Below are 12885 nucleotides of genomic sequence, written 5' to 3'. Positions count from 1 at the left end.
TACTGGACGGCACGACTCTGATGTCGGCGACTCGACTGCTGGCTGGTGACGACCCGCCAAGCGCGCTCAACGTGTACTCGCTCTCGCTCCTGATCGAGAGCCTAATCCTCCACGCTGAGCTCATCGTCCTGAACACGCTGCCTGATGACGACCGGCTCTCCCAGGCAGCGAGCGCATTCGGTGATGCCGTGTGGGTTGAGAACCGCAGCACGGAGGACATCGTCGAGCGCTACGCCATGCTGAACTGGCTGACGCCCGACGATCTCAATCACGGTCCTCCGGCGGAATGGTCTGGGAGCGGCAAGATGCCACCACACTTCGCGGCCGCCGAAGACGCTTCGATGCAGCTGTACGCGCTGTTGGCGAATGGGGCTCGCGACAAGCACGGGGAGCTCCGCGGTTATCTGGAGATGCTAGATGCGGTGCATCGCGAACAGTTCGAGCACGGCTCGAGCGGGTGGCCGAGAGTTGGTCGAACTGAACCGGTCCTGAATTCGGATGGGCACGGCATGCGTCTGGCTGAGTCGACCCAGCCTCGCGTCAACATAGCAGCCAACGTCGGGATCGCGGACCGGACCGAGCTCCGCGAGCTTGCCGCTGCAGGCTCGACCGCGGCGGCGTTCTCGGACTTTGTCAAGCGTCATAACTATCGCCGTGAGACTCTCTGGAATGCAGCCCGCCGCTCTCGGGAGACCTATCTCACAGAGTTCACGCCAGCTCTGCTCATGCGAACGCACTTCTACCTTCTCGCCTCAGAGGTGTTTGCTGCGCCCTACCGGCCAGACGTGTTGCGCGCTCCGATCTGCTGGAAGTTCTTCGAACGCGGCCCCTTCGCCGACCTCACCATCGATGAACGGATGGTCGACCTGGCCGACGCCACAGCACGTGCCAGGGTCGAGTCTGCTAACCAGCTCATCGGCCGACCCGTCTTGACAGCGCTGCCCCTGTTTCTCGGCCGGGTACTAGCCACCAGCTCCAAGCCCACCGAGATCGTGGCAAGGACTCTGCAGATCCGCGATTCGGCCGACGCTCGACGCTTCCGCAAGGCGATGACCGACCTGGCGGCGGCCCAGGCGGACGGAGACATCTCGGCACTCGTTCGAGACAGCGCACGATACTCCGATCTGCTCCGCCGCGAGTACGGCAGCGGGGGCACCGGAACTGCCGATGTGCTCTGGTCTCTTGCAGCCGACGGAACCAAGGCAGCGCTCGACCCGACCGCGACATCGTTCGTCAGTCTTGGGACCTCCGTCGGCAAGACCGCAGTCCGGACTCCAGACCTATTGCGGCGATGGTCGTACGGCCGCAAGGTCGCGCTGATCGGGCGAACGATCCGTGCAGCAAACAAGGCGAAAGCAATGCAGAACGAGCTGCAGCGGCTCTTCGGTGCCGAGCTGACCACAGGCGACCTCGAGTTCCTCGACAAGGTCGGCCGGCTGGGGTTTGACTGACCATTCGGCCACGCCGGCGACGGCACCGACCCACCGCCGCGCCTGCGCCAGACCTGGGATCAGCGGCTTGCCCTCAGCGTGCGTGCGGTAGTCCTTCAGCAGGGGTGAGCACGATCAGCACAGTTCCGAGCGTGACTAGACCCAAGCCAACGCCCGACGAGACCCTCCCCATCAGATGACCATCTGATAGGTGTGAGTTCCGATGGGACTCGATGAACCAGCGACTCCTCATTCGACAGGACGTGGGTGGCAGTTCTCCCCCTGCTGCCACACCCAGATAGGCCCAGACACAGGGCGCTGGTACGACAGCGGCCAGCTCGCCGGGTGATCGATCGGCCGGCCGTGCAGCTGGCCCATCACCTGCGCGGACCGGACACAGTCCAGGAAGTCCTGCTCGTAGTACTCCCACCGGTCTCGCGGGCCGCCCTGCAACCGGATCACCGGTCCCCTGGTCGTCGACGTCGGCCCGGGCATCAGAAGTCGGCCCGGCGAAGTTCGATCCCCGGGATCCAGGAGTACCGGCCGTTCCGGTCCTTCACCCGGCCGACCCAGATCCCCTGCTCGAAAACCCACGCATCCACGAAGCCCGCCGGCATCCAGGCCTTCTCCACCGGCACCGGCGGATCCACCCGCTGGACATGATCCGGCGAACGCGGCCCGTACACGTCGTACTGCAGCTCGAGATCCGCGGCCAGCAGGTGCGCGGCATCCTCGGACAGCCCCGAGCCACGATTTCCGTTGGCGGCGTTGTCGAAACGATCCAACCCGGGCCCGTCTCGCCGGTGCCCTCACGCGCATTGAACCGTCCCACCATGCCGCCAGAATACGACACATTCGAAAGCATGTTCTAGTGGGCCGGTGGTTAGTGACGCGGTGAACTGTCATGTCTCAAGACATCGGTGACAGTTCTGTATCAGGACATCGGTGACGCTCCCGGGGCGCTTGGTGGTGACACTTCTTCGGCCCGGCGTGCACGGCATGTCCTTCCGGATCTAGCCGAAGCGCGGACGTCGGTAGGCCAGCCGCCGACCAGCAGCAAGCGGCCGTAGAGTCGTGCTGTGGTCGACCAGTTCACACGAGGCATGGGGATGATGCGAAAGCACAATCCTCAGATCCAGGAAGATGGGTTCGGGCTCGTGAAGCAGGTCGCACACGAACACGTCGCCGACCTGATCACGGCCTACTCAGGCGAGGAGGATCATGGATTGCGCTGCTGGCTGCTGGAGTTGATCGGCGAGGCTCGCTCTGCCGAGGCGCTCCCCGTGCTGCGCGAGGCCCTCGCCAGTCCAGACGAATCCATACGTGACTGGGCACGGATAGGGCTCGAGCAGCTCGGAACCAAGGAGGCGCGCGCCCTGCTCTGGCGTCATCCGCCCGACAGCCCGCCGCACGCGGCCGCGCTGCGGCAACGCCTCGACGCGATCCGCGCCGGCGACGGCACCGCCACCTGGATCGCCCTGTAGCCCCTTCTATAGCCCGCTCTATAGCCGGTCGAACCACCATTGGCCGTCTTGAAAGATGGCCGGGACCTTTTCCTCGGCGGCCATCTGCGTTACGTAGACGGAGGTGAGCCCCAATCGCTCCCCAGTCTGCTTCGAGTTGAGGTAGCCGGGAGGTCCCTTCAGGCGAGGCAGGCTCCGCGCCTCTGCAGCCTCCCTTGCCGCCTTCTGCGCAGCCGTCTTAGCAACCCGCGTCTGAACCGCAAGCGCAGCCACGTCGCACGGATAGACCATCACCTTGGTTCCGGGGACCAGTGGCAATTGGCCTCCAGCGACCAATTCAAAGGTGGCAACGATTGAGCGACGGAGCGTCCGTGCCGCGGCTTTCACAGGGATCGGATCGCCCTTGGCGCGCAGCGCCTCGACCTCCGAGAGCAGTAGCGGCCGACCATTCTTGCCAGGGCCGTGGCGTGGCAGCCTGCCGAGGCGGACCAGTCGGTGGACCTGCGCGACCGTCTTGCCGAGCACAGTTGCGCCCTGTGCGATCGAGATCCGCGGGTCGTCGACCAGCCTCGGTTGACCGAGCAGCGGATCGATCGGCACCTCGCCGAGATCGTGGTCCTGGTCAGCGGCCATACTCCAAGCCTCGCATGGAACACTCGATCGTCCGGCTCAGCGGTCGAGTGGAGCCGTCACGATCCGAGTTGCCACCAGCATCCCGGGCTGCGCCAGGCCACTGCCTGTCTTCGGCTGAACTCATGTGAATGGCCACCTCGACGTCGACATGCCGTGTTCTCGCCGAAACGCGCGGCCATTGGCTATCAACTGGATGCGATCGGCCTCGAACCACCACCGGCCAAAGGCGTCCTGCTCGGCCGGCAGGCGACCACTCACGGCGAGCCGCCTCGCATACGACGGTGCAATCCCGAGGATCTCGGCTCCCTCCGTCGTGCCCATCCAGCCGCTCGCTCGTCGTCGTTTGGCCGACCAGAGCCGGCACTCGACCTCGACCCGGCCTGGATGCGCGGGATCTGACCGCGTCCAGCGGCGCCCTTGCTCAAGGTCGACGTCGACGCGCCTTATTGGCCGCTGCGCATCGCCCGTTGCGGGGAAGGGGCCGCGAGCGACTATCTCACCGGCATCTTCGCGGCTGCAGGACCAGATCTCCGCCGCCTCCTCGACTGTGAGCGTGGTTTCTAGGCCGATCACGTCAGACAAACGAAACTGTCGAGCCTTGCCACGGTCGGCATATCTCGTGAGTCGCCCCCGTGCGACCAGGCTCCGCACCTGGGCGCTCGTGATCCCGAGCAGGCGTGAAACCTGCGCACCTGTGATACAAGGGTCAGCCATCACAATTGGCTCACCAAGCAGGCGTTCATACCGCGAGGCACGCGATTCCGCGACCATCCCACCTGGGGTTTCGTCGGGTCGCGCCACCCGCATAGCTTGCCAGCCGTTACCTGGCCTCGCATCTAGGCACGACGCGAGCAATCGATCCTGACAGGTCGTAGTCTCTGTCTGACAGTCTGTGCGACGAACGGGGTAATAGTCGGATGCATGTTGTGCTCACCGTGGTGGACCCCGTTCTGGGTGTGAGTGCGGATGTCCTCGTGAGGGCCGACGCGGGGGCCAAGGTATCTGCGGTTGTGCCCCAACTTGTATCGGCGCTGAGCGGGTTGTCGTCGACTCCAGGAACCGCTTCGGTGACCAGTCTTCACAGGCCTCGCATTGATCCCCCGATCTACGTTGACGGCACCCTGGTCGATCAGAGCACCTCGATTGCCGACTCGCCGCTGCGCGAGGGCGCGATCGTCAGCCTTGGGGACTCGCGAGGCTGTCTGCCCCGGGAACCACAGGGCCTCGTCGAGATTCGACTCGTCAGCGGCCCCGGAGCGGGCGCCGTTCACCGGCTGGGCATCGGAAGCTACACGATCGGCACCACCAAGGACTCAGCCGTTCGTCTCGTCGGCGCCGGGATTCCAGATTCGGTCGGCACTGTGACCGTGACGACGGCTGGTGATGTGAACTTTCGATCCGACGTACCAGAGTCCGCTCAGGCGCCGGACAGGCCGCACGATGCTTCGGCAGGCCCGATCGTGCTCTCTGGCACCGACAAGTCGACTCAGATGCTTCAGCCCGGACATCGATCAGCGATGCTCGAAGTCGACCGGCGCCCACAGAGCTCCACGAACCGATGGTCTGCCAACCCATGGGCGCCAGGTTCGCAGGTAACAGTGGGACCAGTCGTTCTCGAGTTGGCCGCCGTCCAGCCGGCCGACGCGTCACTCTCCCATAACCCCAACGGCGGGACCCTCGATTTCAATCGCCCACCGCGGCTCCTACCTCCACCGCGGTTGACCGAATTCAGTCTGCCGGCCGAGCCCGAGAAGCCGCGCCGGCAGAGCTTTCCGTTGATGATGATGGCGTTGCCGCTCGTCGCATCGGTCGCGATAGCGCTGTTCATGCGGCAGCCAGGCATGCTGCTCTTTGGACTGCTCTCGCCGGTCCTCTATCTCGGCCAGTACTTCCAGAGCCGTCGCGAAGGCAAGACCACGTACAAACAGCAAATGGCTGACTTCCGCGACCGGAAGCGTCGGATCGAAGCTGCTGCAATGGACGCCTTGGACGACGAACGCAAGGCCCGTCGGTATGACCTACCAGACGCGGCGACCCTCCTCCTGCTCGCAACAGGCCCACGATCCAGGCTCTGGGAGCGCCGGCCGACCGATCCGGACTGGCTAGAGCTCAGGCTCGGCACCGCGGACTTGGCCAGCGAGGTTGTCGTCGAGGACGCGTCACAAGACAGCCATGTACGGCGGCGTACATGGACTGCTCCCGACGTCCCAGCGACGGTCTCACTGGCATCAGTCGGTGTCCTGGGGATCGCGGCGCCCAACGGCGACTCACAGCGCCTGGGCGCCTGGTTGACCGGGCAGCTGGCAACTTTGCACAGCCCCCAAACGCTTCGACTCATGGTCCTGTGTCCTCCGCCCACAACCGCAGACTGGAGCTGGACGCGCTGGCTACCGCATCTGCGCGGGGGCGAAGACGAGAGCTACCTCAATGCTGTAGGCAACGATGACGAGACGACTATGCGACGGATCGCGGAGCTCACTGCACTCGTCGAGGGTCGCCGCAAAGCGCTGGGCAGCACACTCTCCGAACTCCCGGTCTTCTCGAATCAGGTCGTCGTCATCATGGACGGAGCCCGACGCCTCCGTTTGCTGCCCGGAGTTGTGGCCCTCCTACGCGACGGCCCTTCCGTCGGCGTCCGATTCATCTGCATGGACGCCGACGAACGTCAATTACCGGACGAGGCCAAGGCGGTAGTCACACCGCACGGCTCGTGGTGGCGCCTGCGGCGCACGGGTGCGCAGACGATCGACGGTATTCGAGCCGACCTAGTCACTCCCCAGTGGCTGGATCGGCTGGCCCGATCCCTCTCGCCCATCAGAGATGTCTCTGGAGGCGAGAGCAGCGCCGCTCTCCCCGATAGCAGCAGACTCCTGTCTGTGTTGGGAATGGACCCGCCCAAACCTGAGCAGGTCGCAGCACTGTGGAGAGTTCAGGGCCGTACGACGCAGGCTTTGATCGGAGAAGGGATCGATGGCAACTTCGTCATCGATATCGTTCGGGACGGTCCACACGGCCTCGTCGCCGGAACCACTGGCGCTGGCAAGTCCGAGCTGCTCCAAACGCTGATCGCTTCGCTTGCCATCGGCAATAGACCGGACGAGATGAACTTCGTCCTGGTCGACTACAAGGGCGGCGCAGCATTCAAGGACTGCAACCACCTGCCGCACACAGTCGGTATGGTCACCGATCTCGACGGCCACCTGACAACCCGGGCACTGGCGTCATTGGCCGCTGAGCTCCATCGCCGTGAACGTCTGTTAAAGGCAGCAGACGCCAAGGACATTGAGGAATACCTCGAACGGATGAGCCCGGGCGACGAGCCGATGCCCAGGTTGCTGATCGTCATCGACGAGTTCGCCGCGATGGTCACCGAGCTCCCTGACTTCGTCACCGGCATCGTCGACATTGCCCGACGCGGCCGCTCCCTCGGCGTGCACCTAATCCTCGCAACGCAACGACCCGCCGGCGTCGTGACAAACGACATCAAGGCGAACACCAACCTGCGGATCGCGCTCCGCGTCACCGACGCCGGCGACAGCACAGATGTGATCGAAGCACCGGAAGCAGCCCACATCTCGAAGTCGACACCTGGCCGCGGCTACGCGCGCCTTGGGCACTCCTCGTTGGTTCCCTTCCAGACGTCTCGTGTTGGTGGACGACCCCCGACGCTCGTTGCGGCGTCTGTCATGACTCGTTCAGTGCCGTGGCACGACCTCGGCCGGCCTATCGCGTTCGAACTCGATTCGGGCGCCGATGACGACCCAATGACTCCTACCGACCTGGCCCTTCTGGTCCGGACCTTGCAGGAGTCGGCTCGTTTGACGGGCGCGGCAACGCCACCGAGCCCATGGCTTCCACCGTTGCCCACTCGCGTCATTCTCAGCCAACTCGAGCCGGGTCAGGTTGAGGACAGCGGACACATACCGCCGGCCCCATTCGGCCTGAGCGACCTCCCACATGAACAAACCCGTGCGGCAGCGACGTACGACCTCAACTCGTCGGGTCCGTTCGGCATCATCGGTATGCAGCGCAGCGGCCGCTCGGCCACGCTTCGTGCCATCGCTGCATCGATTGCGCAGATCGCCGAGCCTTCCGACGTACACCTTTATGGCGTCGACTGCGGCAACAACGCCCTGCTCCCACTCATTAGCCTCCCTCACACAGGCGCGGTGGTGGCCCGTGATCAACTCGACCGCTTGATGCGCCTCACCGACCGGTTGAACGCAGAAATCAGCCGGCGCCAGCAACAATTGGCGGCGAGCGGATTCGCGGACATCGCTGAGCAACGCCGCCGAAGCACGCCGGCGGACCGCTTGCCTTACATCGTGATCCTCCTTGACCGCTGGGAGGCGTTCAAAGCTGCGTTCGAGCAAACAGCCGGCGGCAAGCTCTACGACGGCTGGTTCCAAATTTTGCAGGAAGGCGCCGCCATTGGCGTAAAGACCATCCTGACCGCTGACAAGTCGGCACTCGTCGGCCCGATCTCGACTCATCTCGAGGACAAACTGATGCTCCGCATGGCCGAGCCATCTGACTTCATGACGATCGGGATGGCGATCAAGGACGTACCTCAGTCATTTCCGCCAGGTCGCGGATTCCGGGCTCAAGGTTCACGCGAGACGCAGGTAGCACTCCTGACCGACGACGACGCAGGCACCGCACAGGTCGCGGCGTTGCACGAGATAGCGGCGCACTCCACACCGCTAGCCGACATCCCCTTCGAGCGACGCCCGTTCCGCGTGGACCCGCTACCCGTCACGGTCGACTCGACGAGCGCGCTGGCGCTCGGTCCAACAGCACTCCAGGACTCCGAGATCCTTGTGGGCGTCGGCGGCGACACACTCGGCATCCGGGCTTTCGACGCACAAGTGCACGGACCCGGGATTCTCGTGGCAGGCCCGAACCGATCCGGCCGCAGCACGGCTCTCCTCACCATGGTCGAGTCGATGATCTCGCGAGGATGGAAGGTCGCCGTCATCGCACCGAGACGGAGCCCTCTGCTAGACCTCCCTGGTACCGAGGGCGTGGTCCGTGTTTTCGGAGCAGACGCCGACAGCGACGAAGTCAATGCGGTCCTTGACGGTCTGCGGACGCCTCACGCACTCGTGATCGACGACCTCGAGCTCATCGGCGAGCACACGCCCCTAGCCGAAACCATCGAATCTCGCGTCGGCCAGTACCGCGACACCGGCAACCTCGTCATCGCCGCGGGCACTACTGCCCAACTGAACAGCATGTACGTCGGCCCTGCCGCCGCCATCAAGAGGTCCCGCGCAGGACTCGTCCTCGCCGCGGAGAATTACGACGACGCCGAGATCCTCGGCGTCATGCTGCCCACAGGCCTACCCACCGGCTCACCACCCGGCCGCGCCGTAATGATCGCCGCCGGCAAGTGGGAACGCATCCAGGTCACCAAGCCGGCATAAGGCCCGCAAGTTTGCAGGTTCGTGCAACCAGGTCGCACCGAGCCAGCACGTTGTGTAACTATGCGTCCGACCGCGGCGCCACGACTCAATCTGTCGCGACCCGTGGCGCTGTGTAGTCTGAGGTCGGTCGTTTGCGAGAACGTCGGGGAAGGATGAGTGCCGCAATGCGCCGAGCGGGGATTGAACTGGTAGGGGTGCGCTGAAGTGGCCCAGACATCAGATGAAACCGCCAGTTCGTCGGCCGGTGGCACGGTACCGAACCCTCTGCACACCTATCTGAGCGACCTTCTGAAGCGTGTGCAGACAGCTCAAGAACGGCTGCACAACAAGCAGCAACGGCCGGCTGTGGCGATCGCAAACGGCTCCGCCTGGTCGAGTACGACAGCCACTCTCTGGGCCGGCGAGTTCTCGAAACAGGCGGCCAAGTACGTAGTGAGCGTGCGGGCTCTGAACGACGGAGTCGAGGAGCTGCTACGCCGCACGCCTGCGATGTGCACGGAAGAAGAGGCCGCTCGTTGGCGCGCCAAGCTCGGGGGGCATCGTGGCCGATAAAGCTGAGGGAGGTCGCTCCGGAGACGGAGACGGCTTCTGCGGGATCAATCCCACTGTCTTGAGCGGAGTCATCAAGGATCTCGCTGCGATCGAGGCCGCGATCACCGCAGAGGTTCCACGCCTCAAAACCGAGTTCGACAAGGTCGGCGTGCCGACCGGCCCGATCACCGACCTCGGAGGAATCGCTCGGTGGCTGCATGAGCAGCTGCCAATGCTGCGCCGACGCCAAGCCGCGGCTGCCCTGCTGGCCTCCCAAGGGCTGACCTTCACACCGAACACAAGTCTCCTGTCCATCCCAGAAGACTCCGACGCTGCGACCAAACAGGCGGCGGACCTGGCAGTTGTCCGCACCAAGGCGGGACTCGACGGCAAACCCGACAGCCGCGCCGGGGTTATTGCTGCCGGCAACGCGCTCGAGCGAATCCGCAACGCGAAGGGACGCTTGAGCCCCGACGACATCCTCTTCCTTGAAACGTACTACAGCCATCTCGGCAAGGATGTGTACAGGCTGCCGAGTTACTTCAGGGACGACAACAACTGGATCGCCCCGACCCGAACCAGCTACGCTCCCGGCGAAATCGTACCGACCGCCCTCGACGCCAAAGTTCGGGCCAAGCTCGCAGCAGCAACCGGCGGCGGCCTCCTCGCCCTCTCAGACGAATCCCGCGGAGGCGGCTGGAACCGCCTCCCAGCCTTCGTCCGCGAGGCCGCCGCAGACAAGCTCGGCGGCTACCCCCTGCACGACGGTGGTTGGGCACCAGACGGCGGGGACAAAGCCGGGCCACTCGCTGCCTTCCTTGCACAGTCCGAGCCGGTCGACCGAGCTGGCCTCGTGCTCAGCAAACGTCTCGCGATCTCGGCAGCACAGTCGATCCCCGCCTACAAGCGGCTACAGACCCCGACTTCTGTCCCAACACCGGAGAGTGATCAGCTCGCGCGGGTCTTCCTCCACATTTCCAGCCGCAACGAGCAGACCATGCATGACCTCCTCACAGGTCAAGGCATGGACCAGCCAGAAGACATCTCAAAGGGGATCTACCAGGGCTATACGACGTCGAAAGACTTCCTGGTGGCCATCACCACGCACGTATGGAGTGATAGCGGCAAGGCTGTGAGCGAAACTCTCAACTGGATCGCAGACGCCAAGCGATCACCGAGCCGCGCCCGCCAACTACTCGCCATCCAGGCCTGGGGAAGCGTCTTCGACACGCTGACGGATACATCGGTGGTCAATGCCGAACTCAATATCACGGCCGGCGAACCTCGCGGAACTGATGTCCTGGCGAAGGTGACGCCGCCGGCTCTCGGCGTCGTCAGTCCTGAGATCGCGCGCAGTCTTGCTCGTGGAGTTGCCGCGTTCCTCCGAGATCTGGCGACAAATGACAGCAGGGACCTTGCCAGCGCCCGGCTCTTCACGCTGATAGCAACGGACAAGGCGGCTGCGGAGTCTCTGGCCGGAGCCATCTACCTCGACAATGTCACAGGTATCCACAACACGCTCAAGCATCCAGGTGTTGGGCAGTATGTGAAAGACGCTGATCCCGCTGGAAGACTGCAGGCTCTCCTCGAGGCGGCATTGACTAATGTGGCGCTCGAACTTAACCAGGACAAGGCGAAGGCACAGGTCGCGGCTGACGAACTTCGAGGCAAAGCGCTCAGCGCCATAACAGGCTTCGTCACCAAGGGATTGGATGCGGAACTTCCATCCTTTCCGGGACTGGACCCCGTTGCCATTTTGGATCAATTGCTCGGTCGCCTGACCTCGGGGCACGCCGACCCATCTCAGCCTCAGACCGTGAAGTTCGCGGGCGTAAATCCTGTCGGCGCGACCGGCGGGCCGTTAATTGTGAGATACAACTTCACCAAAGCACTTATCGAGTCTGGGCAACTGAAGGTTGAAGATCTACCAGATGACTTGCGCAGTAAAGGAATCCCCCCTCATCTCACCTCACCTGCCGAGCGAGGAAATTTGCTTCAACAGGACCTGGAGGCCCTATATATCGAGGCGGTAGCGAAGGTGCCGAGAGCGAGCGAGAAGTTGACCAGCTACCTCATCGAATACCGATCGACGATAGCGAAGGTGCTTCTCAACTGCCAGTCGGACAGCACCCAGGAGTTCAATGAGAAGATCCTCGGCCAGTAGGAAGAGAAGGGCAATTGACATGCTCCTCGCCAATTGGCGTCGACGCTGGCAGGCGATCGGTCTGGTTGCGGCGGCGTTTCCGGTGCTGGCCGGCTGCTCAACACATGCGGATGACAAGTCGCCGGCACCAGAACCTGTAGGCCTGCCCCAATCTTGGATCTGGTCTGCCGCGTCTGGCCTGAACATTGACTCGCAGGACGCCCGAACGGTGCGTGGATGGTTCGAGTCGGCGAACCTCTTTCAGAACGCATCTGTCTCGTATCCGGGATTCACACAAGCAACGTCCGCGGATCTGCTGAGCGAACTGATGCCGGCGAGCGACGGGGTTCAAGGGGGCGGAACCGAAAGACTTTACATCCGATCGCTCGTCGTGAGCGGCGGCGAGCTCCGCGCGAGTGTCTGCTCAGACGGTTGGGACGAATCCACCTTCACCCCCGACGGTCAATTCTTCGGCGCGCAGGTTGCATTGGCCCTCCGAACGCTCGTGATGCGCCAAAGCGGACCGACGACCCAGCCGCCGAGCATTCCTGCGTCAGGTGCTCAGCAAGCCCTCATGGACGATACGTCGCCAGCCCCGATCGGCCGAACTCCCTACGCCAGTTGGCTCAAGGGACCGCGCGAGAACGTATTCAACAACTGGATCGCGATTAGTCGGGCCGTCGATGTCACTCCACCAGCCGACTGCGTCGCGTGGTTCAAGCGAAACCACCCAGACCTGTCCTGGCCCACCGGTTACCCCAACGACGGTCGGCCAAATCGCCCCACCTCGGCTCCGCCGCCAACGCTGCCAGCCAGCCCGGGCTGGTAGCCATTCTTCAATGACGCCGGTTGACTGCCGATATATTGCCGTCATCCGGCGCGACCGAGCAGTGGTATTGGTCGCGCCGGGACGACTACCAACGAGTCCCGCTCGAGCACCTGCGCTATGACAGCGTCATTGGCCGCCGGTGGCGATCGTGATGGCCTGGCGGTTCTTCTGGACTGCGGAGGCTGCGTTCGCGAGGTCGGTCTCGATGAGGCCGATGTTCTTCTGGCATTGAGTCCACGCCGCGCGGAAGTCGTTCGAGTGCCTGCCAGTCCACTGGGTACTCACGACGACCTTGCTTGCCGCCCCCTTCAGCTGGGCCAACTCCTCCGCGAACGACTTCAACTTCGCCGACAGCGCATCCAGACCTGCCAGATCTCCACCGGTCATACCTCCGCTTGCTGGTCCGCCCATCGATAGTTCCCCATCTCTT

At 63.9% G+C, this 12885-nt stretch carries 9 protein-coding genes; 5 read left to right on the top strand and 4 right to left on the bottom strand.

What is annotated here, in order from left to right; translation table 11 throughout:
• Positions 1-71 precede the first annotated feature (71 nt).
• On the top strand, positions 72-1451 hold the full coding sequence (locus ACQPYH_RS06360; protein WP_432887950.1) for a hypothetical protein: 1380 nt from the start codon (positions 72-74) through the stop codon (positions 1449-1451).
• A 473-nt stretch (positions 1452-1924) separates the two neighbouring features.
• Here ACQPYH_RS06360 and ACQPYH_RS06355 read toward each other — a convergent pair whose 3' ends face one another.
• Complete coding sequence (locus ACQPYH_RS06355; protein WP_432887947.1) at positions 1925-2215, bottom strand: hypothetical protein; 291 nt, start codon at positions 2213-2215, stop codon at positions 1925-1927.
• Positions 2216-2509: 294 nt separating this feature from the next.
• Here ACQPYH_RS06355 and ACQPYH_RS06350 point away from each other — a divergent pair, with 294 nt between their 5' ends.
• Positions 2510-2914 carry a HEAT repeat domain-containing protein gene (locus ACQPYH_RS06350; protein WP_432887944.1) on the top strand — a complete coding sequence of 135 codons (405 nt, stop codon included), beginning with the start codon at positions 2510-2512 and terminating at the stop codon, positions 2912-2914.
• An 18-nt stretch (positions 2915-2932) separates the two neighbouring features.
• Here ACQPYH_RS06350 and ACQPYH_RS06345 read toward each other — a convergent pair whose 3' ends face one another.
• Both ACQPYH_RS06345 and ACQPYH_RS06340 read right to left on the bottom strand, forming a co-directional pair.
• Positions 2933-3526, bottom strand: a complete 594-nt coding sequence (locus tag ACQPYH_RS06345; RefSeq protein WP_432887941.1) for a hypothetical protein — start codon at positions 3524-3526, stop codon at positions 2933-2935.
• Positions 3527-3646: 120 nt separating this feature from the next.
• On the bottom strand, positions 3647-4108 hold the full coding sequence (locus ACQPYH_RS06340) for a hypothetical protein (RefSeq protein ID WP_432887939.1): 462 nt from the start codon (positions 4106-4108) through the stop codon (positions 3647-3649).
• A 344-nt stretch (positions 4109-4452) separates the two neighbouring features.
• Here ACQPYH_RS06340 and ACQPYH_RS06335 point away from each other — a divergent pair, with 344 nt between their 5' ends.
• The 3 genes from ACQPYH_RS06335 to ACQPYH_RS06325 all read left to right on the top strand — a co-directional run bounded on the left by ACQPYH_RS06335 (position 4453) and on the right by ACQPYH_RS06325 (position 12455).
• Positions 4453-8952: an FtsK/SpoIIIE domain-containing protein gene (locus ACQPYH_RS06335; RefSeq protein ID WP_432887936.1), complete on the top strand. Its 4500-nt coding sequence runs from the start codon at positions 4453-4455 to the stop codon at positions 8950-8952.
• Positions 8953-9562: 610 nt separating this feature from the next.
• Positions 9563-11647: a hypothetical protein gene (locus ACQPYH_RS06330; RefSeq protein ID WP_432887933.1), complete on the top strand. Its 2085-nt coding sequence runs from the start codon at positions 9563-9565 to the stop codon at positions 11645-11647.
• 19 nt (positions 11648-11666) lie between these two features.
• A complete protein-coding gene (locus ACQPYH_RS06325) occupies positions 11667-12455 on the top strand; it encodes a hypothetical protein (protein WP_432887932.1) in 789 nt (262 codons plus the stop codon).
• Positions 12456-12581: 126 nt separating this feature from the next.
• Here ACQPYH_RS06325 and ACQPYH_RS06320 read toward each other — a convergent pair whose 3' ends face one another.
• Positions 12582-12842: a hypothetical protein gene (locus tag ACQPYH_RS06320; RefSeq protein WP_432887929.1), complete on the bottom strand. Its 261-nt coding sequence runs from the start codon at positions 12840-12842 to the stop codon at positions 12582-12584.
• Between the last annotated feature and the right edge of the window lie 43 nt (positions 12843-12885).

The sequence above is a fragment of the Kribbella sp. CA-245084 genome (assembly GCF_050942355.1).
Taxonomy (GTDB): domain Bacteria; phylum Actinomycetota; class Actinomycetes; order Propionibacteriales; family Kribbellaceae; genus Kribbella.
Note: the sequence above shows the minus strand (reverse complement) of the source record. Positions and strands in the feature narration are given on the sequence as shown.